The organism is Shewanella waksmanii ATCC BAA-643 (assembly GCF_000518805.1).
GTDB lineage: Bacteria > Pseudomonadota > Gammaproteobacteria > Enterobacterales > Shewanellaceae > Shewanella > Shewanella waksmanii.
The window spans coordinates 21556-43641 of sequence record NZ_JAEH01000005.1; the positions used below are offsets into that span (position 1 = coordinate 21556).

18 protein-coding genes are annotated in these 22086 nt (G+C 46.5%); 17 read left to right on the forward strand and 1 reads right to left on the reverse strand.

The window, feature by feature from the left end; genetic code table 11:
* Window positions 1–369: 369 nt before the first annotated feature.
* The 15 genes from mraZ (at window position 370) to lpxC (ending at window position 17370) form a co-directional block, all read left to right on the forward strand.
* Window positions 370–828: a division/cell wall cluster transcriptional repressor MraZ gene (mraZ, locus tag L865_RS0102855; RefSeq protein ID WP_028771844.1), complete on the forward strand. Its 459-nt coding sequence runs from the start codon at window positions 370–372 to the stop codon at window positions 826–828.
* A gap of 37 nt (window positions 829–865) precedes the next feature.
* Window positions 866–1807 (forward strand): 16S rRNA (cytosine(1402)-N(4))-methyltransferase RsmH, encoded by a 942-nt coding sequence (rsmH, locus tag L865_RS0102860; protein ID WP_028771845.1) that lies wholly within the window; start codon window positions 866–868, stop codon window positions 1805–1807.
* Between the two features lie 46 nt (window positions 1808–1853).
* A complete protein-coding gene (gene ftsL, locus L865_RS0102865) occupies window positions 1854–2168 on the forward strand; it encodes a cell division protein FtsL (protein ID WP_028771846.1) in 315 nt (104 codons plus the stop codon).
* Window positions 2165–3901: a peptidoglycan D,D-transpeptidase FtsI family protein gene (locus L865_RS0102870; protein ID WP_028771847.1), complete on the forward strand. Its 1737-nt coding sequence runs from the start codon at window positions 2165–2167 to the stop codon at window positions 3899–3901. The genes ftsL and L865_RS0102870 overlap by 4 nt, the downstream gene beginning before the upstream one ends.
* Entirely contained in the window at window positions 3898–5364 is a 1467-nt protein-coding gene (gene murE, locus L865_RS0102875; protein ID WP_028771848.1) for a UDP-N-acetylmuramoyl-L-alanyl-D-glutamate--2,6-diaminopimelate ligase, read from the forward strand. Before L865_RS0102870 ends, murE begins: the two co-directional genes overlap by 4 nt.
* Window positions 5361–6728 (forward strand): UDP-N-acetylmuramoyl-tripeptide--D-alanyl-D-alanine ligase, encoded by a 1368-nt coding sequence (locus L865_RS0102880; protein WP_028771849.1) that lies wholly within the window; start codon window positions 5361–5363, stop codon window positions 6726–6728. The genes murE and L865_RS0102880 overlap by 4 nt, the downstream gene beginning before the upstream one ends.
* On the forward strand, window positions 6728–7810 hold the full coding sequence (gene mraY / locus L865_RS0102885; protein ID WP_028771850.1) for a phospho-N-acetylmuramoyl-pentapeptide-transferase: 1083 nt from the start codon (window positions 6728–6730) through the stop codon (window positions 7808–7810). The genes L865_RS0102880 and mraY overlap by 1 nt, the downstream gene beginning before the upstream one ends.
* A gap of 6 nt (window positions 7811–7816) precedes the next feature.
* Complete coding sequence (gene murD / locus L865_RS0102890) at window positions 7817–9151, forward strand: UDP-N-acetylmuramoyl-L-alanine--D-glutamate ligase (protein WP_028771851.1); 1335 nt, start codon at window positions 7817–7819, stop codon at window positions 9149–9151.
* Window positions 9144–10358 carry a cell division protein FtsW gene (gene ftsW, locus L865_RS0102895; protein ID WP_028771852.1) on the forward strand — a complete coding sequence of 405 codons (1215 nt, stop codon included), beginning with the start codon at window positions 9144–9146 and terminating at the stop codon, window positions 10356–10358. Before murD ends, ftsW begins: the two co-directional genes overlap by 8 nt.
* Window positions 10358–11446 carry an undecaprenyldiphospho-muramoylpentapeptide beta-N-acetylglucosaminyltransferase gene (murG, locus tag L865_RS0102900; RefSeq protein WP_028771853.1) on the forward strand — a complete coding sequence of 363 codons (1089 nt, stop codon included), beginning with the start codon at window positions 10358–10360 and terminating at the stop codon, window positions 11444–11446. Before ftsW ends, murG begins: the two co-directional genes overlap by 1 nt.
* 1 nt (window position 11447) lies before the next feature.
* Window positions 11448–12887 (forward strand): UDP-N-acetylmuramate--L-alanine ligase, encoded by a 1440-nt coding sequence (murC, locus tag L865_RS0102905; RefSeq protein WP_028771854.1) that lies wholly within the window; start codon window positions 11448–11450, stop codon window positions 12885–12887.
* Between the two features lie 152 nt (window positions 12888–13039).
* Window positions 13040–13804, forward strand: a complete 765-nt coding sequence (locus tag L865_RS22995; protein ID WP_157577409.1) for a cell division protein FtsQ/DivIB — start codon at window positions 13040–13042, stop codon at window positions 13802–13804.
* Between the two features lie 3 nt (window positions 13805–13807).
* Window positions 13808–15043 carry a cell division protein FtsA gene (gene ftsA, locus L865_RS0102915; RefSeq protein ID WP_028771855.1) on the forward strand — a complete coding sequence of 412 codons (1236 nt, stop codon included), beginning with the start codon at window positions 13808–13810 and terminating at the stop codon, window positions 15041–15043.
* A 29-nt stretch (window positions 15044–15072) separates the two neighbouring features.
* Entirely contained in the window at window positions 15073–16269 is a 1197-nt protein-coding gene (ftsZ, locus tag L865_RS0102920) for a cell division protein FtsZ (RefSeq protein WP_028771856.1), read from the forward strand.
* Between the two features lie 180 nt (window positions 16270–16449).
* Window positions 16450–17370 carry a UDP-3-O-acyl-N-acetylglucosamine deacetylase gene (lpxC, locus tag L865_RS0102925; RefSeq protein ID WP_028771857.1) on the forward strand — a complete coding sequence of 307 codons (921 nt, stop codon included), beginning with the start codon at window positions 16450–16452 and terminating at the stop codon, window positions 17368–17370.
* Between the two features lies 1 nt (window position 17371).
* Here lpxC and L865_RS0102930 read toward each other — a convergent pair whose 3' ends face one another.
* On the reverse strand, window positions 17372–17830 hold the full coding sequence (locus tag L865_RS0102930; protein ID WP_028771858.1) for a DUF721 domain-containing protein: 459 nt from the start codon (window positions 17828–17830) through the stop codon (window positions 17372–17374).
* 27 nt (window positions 17831–17857) lie between these two features.
* Between L865_RS0102930 and L865_RS0102935 the strand changes: the two genes are divergently transcribed.
* Both L865_RS0102935 and secA read left to right on the forward strand, forming a co-directional pair.
* Window positions 17858–18757: a M23 family metallopeptidase gene (locus L865_RS0102935; protein ID WP_028771859.1), complete on the forward strand. Its 900-nt coding sequence runs from the start codon at window positions 17858–17860 to the stop codon at window positions 18755–18757.
* A gap of 60 nt (window positions 18758–18817) precedes the next feature.
* Window positions 18818–21541 (forward strand): preprotein translocase subunit SecA, encoded by a 2724-nt coding sequence (gene secA / locus L865_RS0102940; protein WP_028771860.1) that lies wholly within the window; start codon window positions 18818–18820, stop codon window positions 21539–21541.
* Window positions 21542–22086 lie beyond the last annotated feature (545 nt).

The following is a 22086-nucleotide window of genomic DNA, read 5'->3' on the forward strand; positions in this document are numbered from 1 at the left end:
ATAGAATGTTTGATTGGGTTAAGAGTACCTAGGCGAATAATTTACTCAAGCGTTAACGTATTTTAATGTTGCCAGTTTGATGACTTTGTGGTGGCTTAACTTGCTATTTATTGCCACTCATATTGACTAGGTACCCACGATAAGCCCTTCTACTGTCTGTTTTTTCAGCTTTTTAGGGCCAAAGATCCACCTAGATCCCACTTTTTGGGGATTTGTCCCACTTTATCCAATTGGCTTCCAACCCGCTTGGATACTGGTTTCCAATTAATTTGATTCCTTGACAAGGGTTGTCTTCTGTCTCTAAACTTAGCAATAGTGGGTAATTGTGGATATTTGTGGATCTTACGATAAAAAATTGGGTGGGCTAACGTGTTTCGTGGGGCAAGTGCTTTAAACCTTGATACAAAAGGACGGATCGCTATTCCTAAGCGATACCGGGAGCCGTTGCACGCCGATTTTAACAGCCAATTAGTCATCACCGTAGATTTTCAAGCCGATTGTTTATTGCTTTATCCGTTAGCTTCGTGGCGTGATGTTGAAGCTAAGTTACTGCGGCTTTCAGATACCCAGCCGTCCGAGCGTGCAATGAAAAGGCTACTACTAGGTTATGCCCATGAATGTGAATTGGATAAGAATGGCCGCCTGTTATTACCTACACCACTGAGGCAGTACGCCAATTTAGATAAGCATGCCGTGCTGGTCGGTCAGTTAAATAAGTTTGAATTGTGGGATGAGGCTGCGTGGCAGCAGCAGATAGCGGCTAGCCGTGAAACGATTCAAAGTGATGCATTCGCTCAAAGTGAGCGATTGGCTGATTTCTCATTGTAGAGATGAAATCGCCAAATCAAATTAATAGAAGAGAGTAATGACGCAATCATTTGAACATTTATCAGTGCTGTTAATCGAAACGGTTGATGGCCTCAATATTCGCCCAGATGGCATCTATATTGATGGCACGTTCGGGCGTGGCGGACATTCTCGACAAATTTTACAGCGTTTAGGTGACCAAGGTCGTCTGATTGCGATCGATCGCGACCCTCAGGCGATTAAAGCTGCCGAACAGTTCAGTGATGATCCGCGCTTTTCGATTGTACATGGTGGCTTTGGGCAACTGGCTGAGTATGTTGCCGATCTGCAGCTCAGTGGCAAGATTGACGGCATCCTATTTGATTTTGGCGTGTCCTCACCGCAGCTAGATGATGCTGAACGTGGCTTTAGTTTCTTACGCGATGGCCCGTTAGATATGCGCATGGATAACTCTCAAGGTGAGACAGCGGCGCAGTGGCTAGCGAGAGCCGAGATTGAGGATATGGCGTGGGTGTTTAAGACCTATGGTGAGGAAAAAAATGCGCGTCATATTGCCCGCTGTATCGCGGCAGATAGAGACAAAACCCCATTTTTACGTACTAAAGAGCTGGCTGATCTGATTGCTCGAATTACCAAGAGCAAAGAGCGCAACAAGCACCCGGCAACGCGCGTATTCCAGGCTATTCGCATTTATATCAATAGCGAGCTTGAACAAATTGATTCGGCACTTGAAGGGGCGTTAACTGCACTAGCACCTGAAGGTCGTTTATCGGTGATTAGCTTCCACTCGTTAGAAGACAGAATGGTGAAGCGCTTTATCCGTCGTCATAGCCAAGGTGAAAGTGTGCCCCATGGACTACCGATCACTGAAGCAGAATTGAATAAGACCCGTTTATTAAAAGGGATTGGCAAAGCGACGAAACCGTCTGCTGCAGAAATTGAACAAAACCCACGTTCGCGTAGTTCAGTACTGCGAGTGGCAGAGCGACTAGCTAACTAATTGGTTGCTAATGATTTTGGGTTGACCGCATACAAAGGAGGGTAGCATGAGTACCACGAAACTAAATCTTACTCGCATAGTGCTACTCGACTTGTGGCATCACAAATGGGTTTTATTGTTGGCATGGGTGGTGATGCTTAATGGTATTGGGGTGGTGTATACCAGCCATGTTGCCCGCAGTTATACCAGTCAATCGGAACAGCTGCAGCAGCAGCGAGATAAATTAGATATAGAGTGGCGCAACTTGCTCCTAGAGGAGCAGTCGCAGTCTGAACATAGTCGCATTACTCGAATAGCGACTAAAGAATTACAAATGAGTCGACCGCTTCCAAGCGAAGAAGTGGTGGTAAGAATACAATGAATAAGCAGGCGAAGCGTAAGCAGAAACCACAATTGATCCAATGGCGTTTATACGTCGTGGTGGCCTTTGTGTGTGCGCTGTTTACTGGCTTAGTTTGCCGAGCTGCTTACATTCAAATAGTTGAACCTGAAAAGCTACGTCACGAAAGTGATATGCGAACTTTGCGTACCACAAGCCGTGAAGTTCAGCGTGGGCTTATCACAGATCGTAATGGTGAGATGCTGGCCGTGAGTGTGCCAGTTAAAGCGGTATATGCCGATCCTAAAGTGGTTTATCGGGACGATGGCTTTAAAGATATGCGTCGCTGGCAGGCCTTAGCCGATGTATTGCATGAACCTAAAGATAAAATCCTTAATCGGGTGCAGTCAAACCCTAATCGTCGCTTTACCTACCTTAAGCGTCAGGTCACACCGTCGGTGGCAGATTATATCAAGCAATTGCGTTTACCGGGCATTTATTTAAAGGATGAGTCGCGTCGATATTATCCAACCAGTGAAATTTCAGCTCAGCTTGTTGGCATTACCAATATTGACGATAAAGGCATTGAAGGGATAGAGAATACTTACAATAGCTGGCTCACTGGCACAGCGAGCAAGCAAAAGGTGCGTAAATCTCGCGATGGCCACGTGGTTGAACGTTTAGATATGGTGCAAGAGGGTGAAAGCCCAAATGATCTAGTGCTGAGTATTGACCAGCGCATTCAACAGTTAGCTTATCGCGAGCTGCTTAAAACCACCCAGATCAACCAAGCAACGTCGGCCTCAATAGTCGTGATTGATGTGCACACTGGCGAAGTGCTCGCGATGGCCAACACCCCATCCTATAACCCTAATTCTCGCGAGAACTTACAAAGTTACCGTATGCGCAACCGCGCAATCACAGATACGTTTGAGCCCGGCTCAACCATTAAACCGTTTGTGGTGGCGGCAGCATTAGAGGCGGGAACCGTACAAGCGGATGAATTTATTGCAACATCGCCCGGTTGGATGCGTATTGGTGGTCGTCAAGTCCGTGATTCACGTAATTATGGTGACATGTCGCTTAGCAAAATATTGGTTAAGTCCAGTAACGTTGGCATCAGTAAATTAGCCTTGTCGATGCCAGTACAGCAGCTGCTCGGTACCTATGCATCAATGGGCTTAGGTAACTATTCAGGCATTGAATTAACCGGCGAGAGTGCCGGTATTGTTTCTGGTCGCAACCGTTGGTCTGAGTTCGAGAGAGCCACTCTCTCTTTTGGTTATGGTCTAACAGCGACCACGCTGCAGCTCGCCAGAATGTACGCCACTTTGGGCAGTGAAGGCGTGCTGTATCCGGTTTCAATTTTAAAACTTAAGCAACAGCCTCAAGGCGAGCAAGTTATTTCTCCTGAAGTGGCACGCAACGTAATGAAAATGCTGGTGGGTGTAACCGAAAAGGGCGGAACAGCGCGTAAAGCGCATATCCCAGGTTACCCCGTGGCAGGTAAAACGGGAACTTCGCGTAAAGCGGTTGCCGGTGGTTATGGTGAAGATTATGTCGCCTTGTTTGCTGGGGTTGCCCCAGTCCATAACCCACAGTTAGCGATTGCTGTTGTGGTCAATGAGCCTAAAGGTGACCGCTATTATGGCGGTGATGTTGCTGCACCGGTATTTGCTACCGTGATGTCCGGTGCACTGCAAATGCTGAATGTTGAACCGATATCCTCAACCGAGAAAGTGCGCTTGGCCGCCACCACAAGGAGCAGCGAATAATGTTATTGAGCGATCTGTTGGCCCCTTGGTTTCATTATGCCGGCCGAGAAACCATTAAGCATATTAGTATTGATAGCCGTGCGATTAATAGCGGCGATCTTTTTGTGGCTGTGCCTGGCTATCAGGTTGATGGCCGTGATTACATTGAGGCTGCCTTTGCTAAGGGGGCCATTGCGGTATTACAGCATACCGATAGCCCAGATGAGCATGGCAAGGTGAGTGTGGAAGATGGCTTACGAGTGCATTTTTTCCAGTTAAACCGTCAGCTTTCAGCCTTGGCTGCTCAAGCATACCCTTTATCGAGCCAACGTTTAAAAGTGATTGGCGTAACGGGCACCAATGGCAAAACATCTGTGACCCAAATTATCGCTCAGCTGTCACTGGCTATGAATGCTAAACCTGCGGTGATGGGGACACTCGGTAATGGCCTATGGGGAGAGTTGGTGGATAGTGGCAACACTACTGCTGATGCCATTACGGTGATGCAGCAACTGCAGTCTTTTGATAATCAACATGCTGATCTGTGTGCAATGGAAGTTTCCAGTCATGGCTTAGTTCAGGGGCGTATTGCTGCGGTTCCGTTTGATGTGGCGTTATTTACCAACTTAAGCCGCGATCATTTAGATTTTCACGGCAGCATGCAAAGCTATGCCGATGCTAAGCAGGGCTTGTTTCAATTTAATTCGCTGCAATATGGTGCGGTTAATTTAGATGATGCGACCGGCTCAAGTTGGTTTGATGCCGCGCTTAATCGTTTGCATGGATTTTCGATTCGCGCTGATGAGCGCGCAACTATTTATGCCGATAACGTTAAACCCCATGGCCGTGGCGTGAGTGCCGAGATTATTTGGCCCGATGGCCGCGCCGCTCTTAATTCACCATTGTTAGGCGACTTTAATCTCAGCAATTTATTAGCCGCTATCACCGCACTGTATTTTTGTGGTTATTCCATGGCGGATATCATCGCCGCGGTGAGTGGTCTAGCACCGGTAGCGGGACGCATGGAACGATTTACCTGTGCAAACGGTGTGACCTTAGTGGTTGACTACGCCCATACGCCAGATGCTATTGCCCATGCCTTGCAGGCTTTACGCGGTCATTGCGATGGACAATTATGGTGTGTGTTTGGTTGTGGTGGCGATCGAGACAAAGGTAAACGACCACTGATGGCACAAGCGGCTGAGTCGCATGCTGATAAAGTGGTGGTCACCAGTGACAACGCTCGCAGCGAAGCACCGGAACAGATCATCGAAGATATCGTCGCCGGCCTAGCCCATCCACAGCATGTCATCACCGAAGTTGATCGCGAACAAGCAATCAAGCTAGCGGTTGCTCAAGCTAAAGCGGGTGACATCATTCTATTGGCCGGTAAAGGCCATGAAACATATCAAGAAGTTGCGGGAGTTAAACGTCACTATGACGAGCGTGCCCTTGCTGCATTACTAGCGGAGGCTGATTCATGATCCCGATGACATTGTCGGAGCTCACTGCCCGACTAAGTGCGCAGCTCTATGGTGACGATGTCACCATAGATAACTTATCTAGTGATAGCCGTGTTATTGAGCATAGTACCTTGTTTGTCGCCTTAATTGGCGAGCGTTTTGATGGTCATGACTTTGCTGACGTTGCGCTTAAAAATGGTGCTGCAGCACTATTAGTTAGTAAGCCTTTGCCACTGGATATTCCGCAGTTATTAGTCGTAGACACCCAAAAAGCGATGGGCGAAATCGGCTCACTAGTCAAAGCCCGTATCGCGCCCACGGGTGTGGCGTTGACCGGCTCAAACGGTAAAACCAGTGTTAAAGAGATGGTCGCTACCATCTTGTCGCAACAACACAAGGTGCTTTATACCGCGGGTAACTTTAACAATGAGATAGGCGTGCCACTCACATTGCTGCGTTTACAGCCACAGCATGAGATTGGTGTGTTTGAGTTAGGCGCAAACCATATCGGCGAGATCGATTACACCTCATCGTTGGTGAAACCTGATGTAGCCTTAGTAAACAACGTGGCGTCAGCGCACCTAGAAGGTTTTGGCTCCTTAGATGGTGTTGCGCAGGCGAAATCAGAGATCTTTAATCATTTGCAAGCTGATGGTACCGCCATTATCAATGCAGACGATCATTATGCTGCAGTAATGCGAGCGGCGGCAGCTGACTATAAGCAATTAAGTTATTCGGTTGGCAACAGTGCCGATCTTATTGCGACAGACTTACAGGCTGATGAGCAAGGTCGCTACCGTTTTACGCTGAGTTATCTAAATCAGCACTACAGTGTGGCGTTACCGTTATCTGGCAAGCATCAGGTGAACAACGCTTTAGCGGCGACAGCGATCTGTTTAGCGTTGGGATTGCCAGTAGAACAAATATTAACCGGGTTGACGTTATTGCAACCGGTAAAAGGTCGTATGACACCTAAGGTGTTGGGAAGACTAACAATTATAGATGATAGCTACAACGCTAACCCAGCTTCAGTAGGGGCTGCGATTGACTGGCTTCAAGAAATTGAAGCAAATCGCTGTTTAGTGCTGGGCGATCTCGGTGAATTAGGAGACAATGCCGCCCTTTTGCACGGTCAGCTTGGCGAGCTTGCGAAAACAAAAGGCATCGATATGTTGTTTTGTTTAGGTGACTTAAGTCGCCACAGTGCTGAGGCCTTTGGTGGCATTCATCACAGTGATTTTAGCCAGCTAATAGCCGAGTTAATCAATTATATTAATGCGTTATCTGGAAAGGTAACCATTTTAGTCAAAGGTTCACGAGGCGCCAAAATGGAGCGAGTAGTTGAAGCTTTAGTTAACGCTTTTGAGCGCAGGGAGTTGTTGTAATGCTGGTTTACCTGGCGGAATACCTAACCCAGTTTTATTCCGGGTTTAACGTCTTTTCGTATTTAACATTTAGAGCCATTTTAGGTTTGCTTACCGCACTTATGTTTAGTTTGTGGTGGGGACCTAAGATGATTGAACGCCTGCAGTTGTTGCAAATTGGCCAAGTTGTTCGTAACGATGGCCCTGAGTCGCATTTTAGTAAGCGCGGTACGCCTACGATGGGCGGTTTATTGATTTTAGCGGGTATCTTTATCAGCGTGTTGCTTTGGGGAGACCTTGGCAGTCGGTATGTGTGGGTAATGTTATTTGTTCTCGCTGCATTTGGCCTGATTGGTTTTATTGATGACTACCGTAAAGTGGTTCGCAAAGACACTAAAGGCCTGATCGCGCGTTGGAAATACATTTTGCAATCGCTGGCGGCGCTGGCAATTGCCTTCTATCTATATGCTTCAGCAGAGCATGCGGGCGAGACACAATTAGTTGTACCATTTCTTAAAGATGTGATGCCGCAGCTTGGGGCATTTTATATCGTGCTGGCCTATTTCACGATTGTTGGCTCAAGTAACGCGGTTAACTTAACTGATGGCTTAGATGGCCTTGCTGTCATGCCAACGGTCATGGTGGCGGCAGCGTTTGCCTTAATTGCTTATCTTTCTGGCCATGCGCAGTTTTCAAACTATCTGCATATCCCTTATCTGCCGGGTTCAGGTGAACTAGTTATTGTCTGTACCGCTATTGTGGGTGCTGGTCTTGGATTTTTATGGTTTAACACCTATCCAGCGCAAGTCTTTATGGGTGACGTCGGGTCGTTATCTTTGGGTGCGGCTTTAGGGGCTATGGCGGTATTAGTTAGACAGGAGATCTTGCTGGTCATTATGGGCGGTGTGTTTGTAATGGAGACGGTTTCGGTAATTCTGCAAGTGGGCTCATATAAGCTGCGTGGCCAACGAATTTTCCGTATGGCGCCAATCCATCATCATTATGAGCTGAAGGGCTGGCCCGAGCCGCGCGTGATTGTGCGCTTTTGGATTATATCCTTGTTCTTAGTATTGCTTGGCTTAGCCACGCTCAAGTTAAGGTAACTGTTCATGGAAACACGGCATTCGCACATTGTATTAGGACTTGGAGCAACCGGGCTCTCAGTCGTGCGTTATTTGTCGGCCAAAGGGATCACGCCCTTGGTCATGGACAGCCGTGCCCAGCCACCAGGCGTTGATGAGCTAGCGGCACAATACCCCACTGTAAAACTCATCACGGGTGGCTTTGATTGTCGCTATTTAGTACAAGCTCAGCAGATTATTGTTAGCCCAGGCATTGCGGTTGATACGCCGGAAATTCAAGCCGCAATCGATATGGAAATTGATGTCATTGGGGATGTCGAGCTTTTTGCTCGTGCGCTCAGTGAGGGCCCGGCCAAAGTGATGGGTATTACAGGGTCTAATGGTAAATCGACAGTCACTACCTTAGTGGCTGAAATGGCTGCTGCTCAAGGTATCAATTATGCCATGGGCGGCAACATCGGCGTGCCCGTGTTGGACTTGTTAGCTTCAAATGCGGATTTATATATTGTTGAGCTGTCGAGTTTTCAATTGGAGACAACCCATAGCCTAAATTGCATCGCCGCCACTTGTCTCAATATTAGCGAAGATCATATGGATCGCTATGCCGATTTGGCTGCTTATCGTCAAGCTAAGTTGTCTTTGTATGAGCAAAGTAAGTTGGCCATTTTTAATCGTGATGATGAGCTAACACTACCTAATGAGCCAATGAACCAAACCAGTTTTGGTTTGCAGTCGCCCAGCGGTGATGATTGGGGAATAAGTGAAGCAGCATTGATGCATGGTCAGCAACGCATTATTGCGATTGACGAGTTGAGCTTAGTGGGTCGGCATAATCATGCCAATCTACTTGCCGCGATGGCGCTGGCATTTGCCGCGGGTATCGATAAAGAGGCGATGGTCAGTGTTGCTAAACAGTTTAAAGGCTTAAGCCATCGATGTGAGTTGGTCGCTGTTGTGGATGGCGTGTCATTTGTTAATGACTCTAAAGCCACCAATGTTGGCGCTACGGTGGCAGCAATAGAGGGGTTAGCGGCCCATCAAGGTGAGATTATCTTGATTGCCGGTGGTGAGGGTAAAGGCGCTGATTTTTCACCGCTAGCAAGGCCGTTACAACGGGTGGCACATCTAATCACCCTTGGTAAGGATGGACCGGCAATTGCGGCGTTGACGCCTGAGAGTATTGCTGTCGATACAATGGCCCAAGCTGTGAGCCAAGCGGCGCAATTGGCCAAGCCGGGTGACTTAGTGTTGTTGTCGCCAGCATGTTCCAGCTTAGACATGTACAGCAACTTTATGGCCAGAGGGGATGATTTTAGACAATCTGTGGCCGAGTTAGCAGCAGGCTCGTTGGCGCATGAGTAGCGAGCAAAAACAGCTGAGTCTGTTTACCAGCGGCTTTAATTGGTCTTGGTTAAATATTTTCAGTGACAATGAAGCGCCAGGCATTCAGTTATATGACCGCGCGTTATTGTTTGCAGTGATGGGGCTTATTTGCTTCGGGTTTGTGATGGTGATGTCAGCCTCTATGCCAGAAGCACAGAGTTTGACCGGTAATCCATACCATTTTGTTTGGCGGCATGTGGCTTATTTAATTGGTTGTGTGCTGATAGCGGCAGTGATGTTACGAATCGAAATGCACCGCTGGCAGCAGTTTAGTCCTATTTTGCTGCTGATTGTCGGCATTATGTTGGTGTTGGTGCTATTGGTCGGAACATCAGTTAATGGGTCAACGCGCTGGCTAAGCGTGGGACCGATAAGAATACAAGTGGCTGAGTTAGCTAAGTTTGCTTTTGCCATTTATATGGCTGGCTATCTGGTTCGACGTCATCAAGAAATTAGGGAAAACGCTAAGGGTTTTTATAAACCGATTGCCGTCTTCGCGGTCTATGCCTTTCTGATCTTGATGCAACCGGATTTGGGTACGGTCGTGGTGCTGTTTGTTGGCACTGTTGGCTTATTGTTTTTGGCCGGTGCCAGACTGTTAGATTTTTTCGCGTTGATACTGACTGGTATTGGCGCGTTTGTGGCGTTAGTTATGACCGCCGAATATCGTATGGCCCGGGTTACATCCTTCTTGGACCCTTGGCGAGATCCATTCGGTACTGGCTATCAGTTGACCCAGTCGCTCATGGCCTATGGCCGAGGTGATTGGTTTGGACAAGGTTTAGGTAACAGTATCCAGAAATTGGAGTATTTACCTGAGGCGCACACCGATTTTATTTTTGCGGTCATTGGTGAAGAGTTAGGTTTTGTAGGCATTGTGGCGGTATTAGCAGTGCTGATGTTTATCGTATTACGCGCGATTAAGCTGGGTAATTCGTGTTTGAATTTAGATAAGCCGTTCGAAGGGTATTTAGCTTATGGCATTGGTATTTGGATCTGTTTTCAAACCGTGGTGAATGTGGGTGCCAGCATAGGTGTGCTGCCGACCAAAGGGTTAACCTTACCATTTATTAGTTATGGTGGCAGTAGTTTGTGGGTGATGACTGCAGCGGCAATGTTGTTGATACGAATCGATTATGAGCGCCGATTAAGTGTGACTCAAGCAGTACAAAGGAAAAAGAGTTAATGACAACGAGTAAGCGGATTTTAGTCATGGCAGGCGGTACGGGAGGACATGTGTTCCCGGCGTTAGCGGTGGCTAAATACCTAAGCCAGCAAGGTTGGCAGGTGCGATGGTTAGGCACTGCTGAACGCATGGAAGCTCGTTTGGTACCCCAACATGGATTTGATATCGACTTTATCGACATCAAAGGGGTGAGAGGTAATGGGGTGATCCGCAAATTGGCGGCCCCGTTTAAGATTATGCGCTCAATAGCGCAGGCGCGAGAAGTGATACAAGAGTTTAAACCTGATGTCGTACTAGGCATGGGCGGTTTTGCCAGTGGTCCGGGTGGCGTGGCAGCAAGATTGAGCGGCATTCCATTGGTACTGCATGAACAAAATGCCATACCAGGGATGACTAACAAAATCTTGTCAAAAATCGCAAGCCGGGTACTTTGCGCTTTTGAAAATACCTTTGATCAGGTCGAGGCTAAAGTCGTAGGCAACCCTATCAGGCAAGAGCTTATCAGCTTAGGTCAGAAGACACGTCACACTGATGAAGACGATGCACTTAAAGTCTTGGTTGTTGGTGGTAGCCTTGGGGCAAAAGTGTTTAATGATCTGATGCCGGCAGTACTGGCTGAAGTGAGTAAGAGCAATTCGATGACCGTTTGGCATCAGGTGGGTAAGGGTAATCTTGCAGATGTTGAGGCTGAGTATCAGCAATTAGGGCAAAACGGCAGCGTCAAAGTGGCTGAGTTTATCGATGACATGCAAGCTGCTTATCAGTGGGCGGACGTGGTGTTATGCCGAGCGGGCGCTTTGACCGTATCTGAGTTAGCGGCGGTAGGTTTGCCAAGTTTGCTGGTGCCTTATCCACATGCTGTGGATGATCATCAAACCCAAAATGCACAAGTGCTCGTTGAAGCCGGTGGGGCATTTTTGCTACCGCAGCCAGTTGTCGATAGAGACAAGCTAGTGAACAAATTACAGATTTTGGCATCGGACCGCCAAGCTATGTTATCGATGGGCGAGCGCGCAAAGAGTGTGGCTATCGTCGACGCAACCCAGCAAGTTGCGGATGTATGCATCGAATTAAGTGAGAAGAGTTAACATGAGTCAACACGCTGAAAAGTATGCTCAGCTACGTACAATTATCCCGGAAATGCGCCGGGTAAAACATATCTACTTCATCGGTATCGGTGGGGCGGGTATGGGTGGTATTGCCGAAGTATTAGTCAATGAAGGTTACAAGTTAAGTGGGTCAGATATTGCCGAAAATGCGGTGACTCAGCGCTTAGCAAGTATTGGGGTTACGGTTCATATCGGTCATAAGGCCGAGCAAGTTGATGGTGTTGATGTGGTCGTGGTTTCTACGGCTATTGATGCCGATAACCCGGAAATCGTGGCCGCCAAAGAAGCGAGAATCCCAATTGTACGCCGGGCAGAGATGCTGGCTGAATTGATGCGTTATCGTCATGGGGTTGCCGTTGCAGGCACTCACGGTAAGACAACAACGACAAGTTTGATTGCGAGTGTGTATGGCCAAGCTGAACGTGATCCGACGTTTGTGATCGGTGGGTTGTTAAATAGTGCCGGTACCAATGCCCGTTTAGGCCGTAGCCGTTATTTGATTGCCGAAGCCGATGAGAGTGATGCCAGCTTTTTGCACCTTCAACCTATGGTGAGTGTTATCACCAATATTGAAGCTGACCATATGGACACTTACGAAGGGGATTTCGAGAAATTGAAATCAACTTTCGTCGATTTTCTGCATAACTTGCCATTTTATGGTGTGGCAGTGGCGTGTATTGATGATCCTGTGGTGCGCGAATTATTGCCACATATCGGCCGTAAAATTGTCACTTATGGTTTCAGTGACGATGCAGATGTGCAGGCGTTGAATTTTGTTCAGCAAGGATATGCGAGTCGATTTACCGTGCGCCGAGAAAATATGCAAGATTTACATCTCGAGGTGAACTTGCCGGGTCAACATAATGTGTTGAATGCGCTGGCAGCGATAGCAGTCGCTACCGAAGATGACATTCAAGATGATGCCATTGTAAAAGCGCTGGCTGAGTTTCAAGGAATTGGTCGCCGATTTGAGCAGCTAGGTACTTACCAAACTTCGCAAGGCGAGGTCATGCTGGTTGATGACTATGGCCACCACCCAAGTGAAGTGGCGGCGACCATTAAGGCGGCTAAAGCGGGTTGGCCCGATAATCGCTTGGTTATGATCTATCAGCCGCATCGCTATAGTCGGACGCGCGATCTTTATGAAGATTTTGTCGAAGTGCTGAGCCAAGTTGATTGTTTGCTGTTACTGGATGTGTATGCGGCTGGTGAAGCGCCGGTTCCTGGTGCCGATAGCCGAGCATTATGTCGCTCTATCAGGCAAAGAGGTCAGCTAGAACCCATTTTTGTCTCTGATGCTGAGCAGCTCGATTCAGTTCTGGCGGATGTTTTACAAGACGGTGACCTGCTTATCACTCAGGGCGCCGGCAATATTGGTACTATCAGTAAGCGATTAGCACAGACAAAATTGGGATTTTAATCGCCAAATAGGTTGTTTTTTAGACCATTGGCAAGCGGGTGATTGGCTAGGTTTTGACCCTTAGGCAATGCTCGCTATAATGAGCGATTTTCTGATGATTGAATCAGAATTTAGTGGTTGAAAAATATACTAAAAAGGTAAGGCAAATTAACGTGTCTTGGAGTGACGTTGGAGATAGATGGCGCAGTAAGCTGACACAGGTTGATTGGTATCTGTGCTTTGGGCTTATCTTTCTATTTCTGGTGTTGATGGGGTTGGCCATGAGTGCATGGAAACTCAATATCTTACTGAACGATGCGGATGCCTTACCCATTGAAGCTGTAGCGATACAAGGTGAGCGACAGTTTACAAGCGATACCGAGATTCAGACGGCATTGCAGGATTTAATGCAGCGTAGTTTTTTTTCCGCTGACGTAAATCAGGTTCAAGATGCGCTAGAGGCGCTACCTTGGGTATACCAAGCCTCAGTAAGACGAGAGTGGCCAGCCAAGTTAAAGATTTACTTGGTAGAACAACAAGCGGCAGCGCACTGGAATGGTGACGCTTGGTTAAATGTTCACGGGCAGGTGTTTGACGCACCTGCTAAAGATGGTGTGGGTCTACTACCTGATTTAGCTGGACCTGAAGATCAGTCGCAAGCGGTGCTGACCGCTTATGATCAGGTGAGTGAGCTGTTGTCCATCAATGGTTTTACCATGGTGAGTTTGGGTTTGAGCCCTAGGCATGCTTGGCAGGCAACGCTGGACTCGGGTGTCACACTAGAGTTAGGCCGAGAAGATAAAATGGCGAGGATACAGCGATTTATTAACGTGTATCCGACGCTAGCGCAGCAAAATAAACCGATAGCGAGAGTGGATCTTCGTTATGACACTGGCTTGGCCGTAGGCTGGGATGAAGCACAAAAAGAGAGCCGTTAATTAATGACCAAGAATCAAGATAGAAATCTGATCGTTGGATTAGACATTGGAACATCTAAAGTGGCTGTGATCATTGGCGAAGTGCTGCCAGATGGAGAGATCAGCATAGTCGGCCTAGGTAACCATCCTTCACGAGGTATGGACAAAGGCGGCGTTAACGATCTTGATTCAATTGTTCGTAGTGTGCAGCGCGCACTGGACCAGGCTGAATTGATGGCTGACTGCCAAGTGTCGTCGGTGTATTTGGGGATTTCCGGTAAACACATCGAATGCCAAAACGAAAACGGCATGGTGTCAATTAACGATGAAGAAGTGACCCAAGAGGATGTCGATAATGTCATTCATACTGCGCGGTCGGTAAAGATACCCACAGAGCGCCGTATTTTGCATGTATTACCGCAAGAATATGCGATTGATGTGCAAGATGGTATTAAGAGCCCTATCGGCATGTCAGGCATACGGATGGAGGCGAAGGTGCATATCGTTACTTGTGCTAATGATATGGCCAAGAACATTACTAAAAGTGTAGAACGCTGCGGGTTGAAAGTGGATGACCTAGTATTTTCCGCTATCGCATCTGCAGATTCGGTGTTAACCGATGATGAAAAAGATTTAGGTGTTTGCTTAGTGGATATGGGTGGTGGAACTACTGATATCACTATCTACACCAATGGTGCATTACGTCATTGTGCGGTTGTTCCTGTAGCCGGTAATCAGGTTACCAGTGACATCGCAAAAATATTCCGTACACCGTTATCCCATGCGGAACAGATTAAAGTGCAATATGCCAGCGCGCGCAGCGCCATGGTGAGTCGCGAAGATAGCATCGAAGTGCCATCTGTTGGTGGTAGACCATCGCGTACGATGTCGAGACATACTCTCGCCGAAGTCGTCGAACCTCGATATCAAGAGTTGTTCGAGTTGGTATTAAAAGAGCTGCAAGAGTGTGGCTTAGAAGATCAAGTTGCCGCAGGTATTGTATTAACCGGCGGTACGGCATCGATTGAAGGTGCCGTGGATATTGCTGAAGCTACATTTGGCATGCCGGTACGAGTGGCTGAGCCACTGCCAGTAAAAGGTTTATATGAATATGTTCAGCAGCCCATTTACTCCACAGGTGTTGGGTTGCTGCATTATGGCGCTCGCCGGGTTATCGAACGACAGTTCGAACGACCTGAGCGTCAAGGGGTTACCAGTCTTTGGAATCGGGTTCAAAGCTGGTTTAAAGGTGAGTTTTAAAATAACGCAGGCAAAACGGAGAAATTACCATGTTTGAGATCATGGACAGTCATACTGACGAGGCGGTGATTAAAGTCATCGGCGTCGGTGGTGGTGGTGGCAATGCTGTAGAGCATATGGTCAAACACAATATTGAAGGTGTTGAGTTCGTTGCAACCAACACTGATGCGCAAGCTTTGCGCAAATCAGCTGCAGGCACAACAATTCAGCTAGGTCGAGATGTGACTAAAGGGCTTGGCGCAGGCGCTAACCCTGAAATTGGTCGTTTGGCTGCTGAAGAAGATAAAGAGAATATCCGTAGCGCAATTAAAGGCTCAGATATGATCTTTATTGCTGCAGGTATGGGCGGCGGTACTGGTACCGGTGCGGCGCCAGTTGTAGCAGAAATCGCGCGTGAAGAAGGCATTTTAACCGTTGCTGTAGTAACTAAGCCGTTTCCTTTTGAAGGCAAAAAGCGCATGACATTTGCTGACCAAGGCATTGAGCTGTTGGCTAAGCATGTTGATTCGCTAATTACTATTCCTAACGAAAAGCTACTCAAAGTATTGGGCCGCGGTACGTCGTTACTGGATGCATTCGCAGCGGCAAACAATGTATTGCTAGGTGCGGTTCAAGGTATTGCTGAACTGATTACTCGTCCAGGTTTGATTAACGTCGATTTCGCCGATGTGAAAACGGTTATGTCTGAAATGGGTAATGCCATGATGGGAACCGGAGTGGCAAGTGGTGAAGATCGTGCTGAAGAAGCCGCAGAAGCTGCAGTAGCCAGTCCATTACTTGAAGATATTGATCTTGCTGGTGCCCGTGGCGTATTGGTCAACATTACCGCTGGCATGGACATGAGCATTGAAGAGTTCGAGACAGTGGGTAATCACGTTAAAGCTTATGCATCTGATAACGCAACAGTGGTTGTGGGTGCGGTGATTGATCCTGAAATGTCTGATGAGCTGCGTGTGACTGTCGTTGCAACCGGTATCGGCGCGGAGAAGAAGCCTGACATTCAGTTAGTGTCTAAGCCTGTTGCTCGTCCAGAGCCAACAGTGACACCAGAAGTGCGTGTTGAGCCAGTAACTGAAGAGGTTATCCCACAGCCGTTAGCGAATGGCAATGTGGTACCAGTGGCGCAACAGGCTGCTCAAGCAGCAACACCTGCAGCAACACCAGCAGCGAAAAACGAGCTAGATTATTTAGATATTCCAGCATTTTTGCGCAAGCAAGCTGACTAAATGCATCAAAGTGAAGTTAACACAGGGTGTTAACAGCCTGCTGACGATAGACGTCACTGGGTAGCTAAATTTTGGTGAATTTGCAAAGATATGGTAGCATATCCGACCAGCCACGCCTTTATGCGCCTATATTAGGCCGTAAAGTATGCGCTTTTTTGTATAGATATAACGGGTAACTTAATGATTTTTCAAAGAACTGTTAAAGAAATGGTAAAAACCACCGGTGTTGGATTACACTCCGGCGATAAGGTGACTTTGAGTATCAAACCCGCGCCAGTTAATACAGGGATCGTACTTGTGCGCACTGACTTAACGCCAGCTGTCGAAATCGAAGCTAAGGCAGATTTAGTCCGTGAAACCACAATGTGTACGGCGTTGGTTAACGATGAAGGCGTGCGTATCTCTACGATTGAGCACTTATTTGCCGCGCTTGCCGGATTAGGCATAGACAATGCCATTATCGAAGTCGATGCTGCAGAAATCCCAATTATGGATGGCAGTGCCAGCCCATGGGTTTTCTTATTGCAGTCAGTGGGTATCCAAGACCAAACAGCGGCTAAAAAGTACCTAAAGATTAAGCAAACAATCCGTGTTGAAGATGGTGATAAATGGGCAGAATTAAGACCTTTCCAAGGTTTTAAAGTTGATTTTGCTATTGAGTTTAATCACCCTGAAATTGCCAGAAGCCAACAGCACATGGTGATGGATTTTTCAACTTCGGCGTTTGTTCGTGATATTAGTCGCGCCCGTACTTTTGGTTTTATGCGTGATATTGAATATTTAAGAGCGAATAACCTCGCACTAGGTGGCAGCATGGAAAATGCTGTTGTACTTGATGAATACCGCGTCCTCAACCCCGATGGCCTGCGTTATGAGGATGAGTTTGTTAAGCACAAAATACTAGATGCATTTGGTGATTTGTATGTTGCTGGTCATGCTATCGTTGGCGAATTTGCTGCGTTTAAGACTGGTCATGCATTGAATAACCAATTGGTTCGCGCTTTACTTGCTAACCAAGAAGCTTGGGAGTTAGTCAGCTTTGAGAAAGAAGACGAAGTACCAGTCAGCTTCTCAGTGCCGGCAGGAGCAGTGCTCGCCTAAGTTACTCTTTTGTTTGCCTTGAACGGCTGGCTAATGCAGCCAGCCGTTTTAGTTTTATCGCTAAAGTCCCCTCTGTATGTTCGGCTAACGCTTCAATATGACCGGCGGCAGTCTCTGTAATTTGGTTATGGGCCGGTTTCACATTTGTTTCATACATTTTTAAACCTGGGTTGACTTTAACCTCGATTGCGGTGAGCATGGGTAGCGTTTCGGCTTGTAGTTGTTGCAGCAATTTGGCTTTTTGGAAATTAATCCGGGCAGCCCATGCTGCGGTAGTGGTTTCAATTACTAATACACCCTGACGAAGATTGGCAACTTTAAGTTGCTCTGTCACAGGACCTGTTACTGTTTGCTTTACATAATGGTTTAGCTGCAGTAATAATTCCGCTTTCTCAGCAATTGAGGGCAATTGGCCTTGCTGTTGAAGCAGTTGACTAAGGTCTTTCGGGGGCTTTTTCATAAGATAATAAAATGGCTTAATGAGGCTATGAGTGTAACAGTTTTTATTCAAGGTCGGAATGGTGCCACACGTTGGCAACCGGGAAAGCGCTGGCTACTTTTACCCGCGTTGCTTATTGCCGCAGGTACAGGTTTATATCAATACAATGCTGAGCAGTTTCAACAGCAACAGCAAAGTGTTGATAATCAACGTGTGACCAATGAAGAACAGAAGCATGAGTTAATTGAACTCAAAGATGCGACCGAGTCTCAATTGGCGATGTTGGTGACCCATGTCGCTAAAATGCAGGCTAAGTTAACTCGTCTTGAAGCATTGGGCGAGCAAGTAGCCAAAAATGCAAATTTAGACGATCAATTCGATTTTTCCTCCGAGGTTGGTGTTGGTGGGTTCAGTGAACTGGGCAGCCGCATCGAGCTTGATCAGCTTATTCAAGACATGGATAAGCTCGTTTCTCGTATAGAAAATGGCAATGCGCAACTTTCACTACTTGAAACCGTCACGACTAATCTCCATATAGATAATGAACGCTATATCTCTGGACGACCCATAGAGAAAGGTTGGTTATCATCACACTACGGTTTACGTAATGACCCTTTTAATGGTCAAAGAACGATGCACAAAGGTATCGACTTTGCCGGTAAAGAGGGAACAAATGTTATCGCTACAGCAGGTGGCGTTGTTACCTGGTCTGGAAAAATGTTTGGATACGGCGAGTTAATAGAGATTGACCATGGTAATGGTCTGCGAACTCGTTATGGTCACAATAAATCATTGTCAGTAGCCGTAGGTGATGTTGTAGGAAAAGGTGACACTATTGCTAAAATGGGGAGTACCGGTCGTTCAACTGGGCCTCATGTGCATTATGAAGTGTTACGGGGTGGGCAACAGATTGACCCAAAAAAATATATCTACCGCAAGGCAGGTTAATTGAAATTAGGCTTTCAGACTCTAGCAGGGACTTGGCCAACAACATAAAAAGTGGTTCAGATGTTTGGTAAAATACTGACAAAAATATTTGGTAGTCGTAATGACCGTACGCTTAAATCCTTAGGCAAAGTGGTTAATAAGATAAATGCACTAGAAGCTGAGTATGAAAAATTATCCGATGATGATTTAAAAGCGAAAACGGTTGAGTTTAGAGAGCGTCTTGAAAAAGGCGAAACTTTAGATTCGATTATGGCTGAAGCTTTTGCCACCGTACGTGAAGCGTCAAAGCGTGTATTTGATATGCGTCACTTTGATGTCCAGATGATAGGCGGCATGGTTCTCGACAGTAATCGCATTGCTGAGATGAGAACCGGTGAAGGTAAAACCTTAACCGCAACACTCCCTGCATACCTTAATGGTTTAACTGGAAAAGGTGTCCACGTTATTACGGTGAACGACTACCTTGCTGGTCGTGATGCTGAAAATAACCGTCCTCTTTTTGAATTCCTTGGATTATCTGTTGGTATTAACGTAGCTGGTTTAGGTCAAGCTGAAAAGAAAGCTGCTTATAACTCAGATATCACCTACGGTACCAACAACGAATTTGGTTTCGATTACCTGCGTGACAATATGGCGTTTTCGCCACAAGAGCGTGTGCAACGTCCATTGCACTATGCTTTGATTGATGAAGTGGATTCAATTTTGATTGATGAAGCGCGTACCCCGTTGATCATCTCTGGTGCTGCTGAAGATAGCTCTGAGCTATACACTAAAATCAATACATTGATCCCTCACTTAGTTCGTCAAGAGAAAGAAGATACTGAAGAAGAGATTGGTGATGGCGATTACTCAATTGATGAGAAAGCCAAACAAGTGCATATGACTGAACGCGGTCAGGAGAAGGTTGAAGTCCTGTTGACTGAACGCGGAATGCTAGCTGAAGGTGACTCGTTGTATTCTGCGGCTAACATTTCATTATTGCATCATGTCAATGCTGCGCTACGAGCGCACACACTATTTGAAAAAGATGTCGACTACATTGTACAAGACAATGAAGTGATTATTGTTGATGAGCACACAGGCCGAACTATGCCGGGTCGTCGCTGGTCTGAAGGTTTGCATCAAGCGGTAGAAGCTAAAGAAGGTGTTCATATTCAAAATGAAAACCAAACTCTAGCATCGATTACATTCCAGAACTTTTTCCGTCAGTACGAAAAACTAGCCGGTATGACCGGTACCGCAGATACTGAAGCATTTGAGTTCCAGCATATCTATGGCTTAGGTACGGTAGTGATCCCTACTAACCGTCCAATGGTACGTAAAGATAACGCTGACTTGGTATATCTAACGGCTGAAGAAAAGTACGACGCGATCATCAAAGACATTTTAGGCTGCCGTGAACGTGGTCAGCCAGTATTGGTTGGTACCGTATCTATCGAGCAGTCTGAGTTATTACATAGCTTACTTAAAAAAGCTAAAATCCCTCACGAAGTACTCAATGCTAAGTTCCATGAACGTGAAGCGGATATTGTGGCTCAAGCGGGCCGCAGCGGTGCTGTTACTATTGCAACCAACATGGCTGGTCGTGGTACCGATATCGTATTAGGTGGTAACTGGCAAATGGAGATCACTTCACTTGCTAATCCAACTGATGAGCAGAAGGCTAAAATCAAAGCCGATTGGCAGGTTCGTCACGATGAAGTCGTGGAGGCTGGCGGTTTACATATTCTAGGTACCGAGCGTCACGAATCACGTCGTATCGATAATCAGCTCCGTGGTCGTTCTGGCCGTCAAGGTGATGCTGGTTCATCGCGCTTTTATTTATCGATGGAAGATAGCTTAATGCGTATCTTTGCTTCAGACCGAGTTTCGTCAATGATGAAGAAGCTGGGTATGGAGAAAGGTGAAGCGATTGAGCACCCTTGGGTATCACGTGCAATTGAAAATGCGCAGCGCAAAGTAGAAGCACGTAACTTTGATATTCGTAAGCAACTGCTTGAGTTCGATGATGTTGCTAACGATCAGCGTCAAGTGGTATACGCTCAACGTAATGAGCTTATGGATGCTGAAGACATCAAAGATACTATTGAGAACATCCAAGCCGATGTTGTTGATGATCTGATTAGCCAATACATTCCACCACAATCAGTGGAAGAGCTATGGGATGTGCCTGGTTTAGAAAAACGTCTAGAGCAAGAGTATGGTTTGAAAATGCCAGTGCAAGAATGGCTAGACAAAGAAGATGACCTTCACAAAGAAACATTGCGTGAACGTATCGTTGATACATGGGTACAAGCATATAAAGCCAAAGAAGAGATGGTTGGTGAAGGTGTACTGCGCCAGTTTGAAAAGGCTGTCATGTTGCAAACGCTTGATGGTTTGTGGAAGGAGCATCTAGCTGCAATGGATCACCTCCGTCAAGGTATTCACTTACGTGGTTATGCCCAGAAAAATCCTAAGCAAGAATATAAGCGTGAATCTTTTGAGTTGTTCCAACAAATGCTTGAGTCACTAAAGCATGATGTGATTAGTGTGCTATCAAAAGTTCAGGTTCAGGCACAGTCTGATGTAGAAGAGATGGAAGAGCGTCGTCGCCAAGAAGAAGCCAAGATTCGTCGCGACTACCAACATGCACAAGCTGAAGCACTTGTTGGTGCTGAAGAGGCAGAGGCATTAGCCAGTAAGCAACCTCAGGTTCGCGAAGGCGAGAAAGTAGGTCGTAATGATCCTTGCCCTTGTGGTTCAGGTAAAAAGTATAAGCAGTGTCATGGCAAGCTGACCTAAGTTTGTCGCACATTGTCAAAAGCCACCTTAATTAAGGTGGCTTTTTTGTTTGCGGCAAGATCTACACAAAGGAGAAATAAGGAAGTGCGGACAAAAATTACTCATGTTTACGCTTGAATGTGGATAACTTTGGGGGTAATTAGTGTGTAAATTGTGGCTATTTACAAGCGTTAAAAAAAGATCGTTTTTTCTTAAAAAAGGGCTTGCGCCAAAGTAATAACTCCCTATAATGCGCATCCACTGACACGGCAAACCTCACTGAGATAAGCCAATAACTTAAACCAAGTTAAGTTTGATTTAAGTTAAGTTAGGTACTGAAAAGTACAGCGTTAAAAAGTTTAAAAAACTACTTGACGCCAACAAGGGAAAGCGTAGAATACGCAGCCCTAGCCACTCGGGCTTACCGAGATGCGCTAACGCTCTTTAACAATTTATCAAGTAATCTGTGTGGACACTCACAGGTGTTGAGTTATTCGAAATTACCATTCTTTATTCGTAAAGCGGGTAATCAAAAATTTTACTCAATGATTCTTTACTAGAAATAG

Bases quoted from the DNA above. Each gene is read 5' to 3' on its own strand.
- rsmH (WP_028771845.1), top strand. From the start codon at position 866: ATGACGCAATCATTTGAACATTTATCAGTGCTGTTAATCGAAACGGTT.
- ftsL (WP_028771846.1), top strand. From the start codon at position 1,854: ATGAGTACCACGAAACTAAATCTTACTCGCATAGTGCTACTCGACTTG.
- L865_RS0102870 (WP_028771847.1), top strand. From the start codon at position 2,165: ATGAATAAGCAGGCGAAGCGTAAGCAGAAACCACAATTGATCCAATGG.
- L865_RS0102880 (WP_028771849.1), top strand. From the start codon at position 5,361: ATGATCCCGATGACATTGTCGGAGCTCACTGCCCGACTAAGTGCGCAG.
- mraY (WP_028771850.1), top strand. From the start codon at position 6,728: ATGCTGGTTTACCTGGCGGAATACCTAACCCAGTTTTATTCCGGGTTT.
- murD (WP_028771851.1), top strand. From the start codon at position 7,817: ATGGAAACACGGCATTCGCACATTGTATTAGGACTTGGAGCAACCGGG.
- ftsW (WP_028771852.1), top strand. From the start codon at position 9,144: ATGAGTAGCGAGCAAAAACAGCTGAGTCTGTTTACCAGCGGCTTTAAT.
- murG (WP_028771853.1), top strand. From the start codon at position 10,358: ATGACAACGAGTAAGCGGATTTTAGTCATGGCAGGCGGTACGGGAGGA.
- murC (WP_028771854.1), top strand. From the start codon at position 11,448: ATGAGTCAACACGCTGAAAAGTATGCTCAGCTACGTACAATTATCCCG.
- ftsA (WP_028771855.1), top strand. From the start codon at position 13,808: ATGACCAAGAATCAAGATAGAAATCTGATCGTTGGATTAGACATTGGA.
- ftsZ (WP_028771856.1), top strand. From the start codon at position 15,073: ATGTTTGAGATCATGGACAGTCATACTGACGAGGCGGTGATTAAAGTC.
- lpxC (WP_028771857.1), top strand. From the start codon at position 16,450: ATGATTTTTCAAAGAACTGTTAAAGAAATGGTAAAAACCACCGGTGTT.
- L865_RS0102930 (WP_028771858.1), bottom strand. From the start codon at position 17,830: ATGAAAAAGCCCCCGAAAGACCTTAGTCAACTGCTTCAACAGCAAGGC.
- L865_RS0102935 (WP_028771859.1), top strand. From the start codon at position 17,858: ATGAGTGTAACAGTTTTTATTCAAGGTCGGAATGGTGCCACACGTTGG.
- secA (WP_028771860.1), top strand. From the start codon at position 18,818: ATGTTTGGTAAAATACTGACAAAAATATTTGGTAGTCGTAATGACCGT.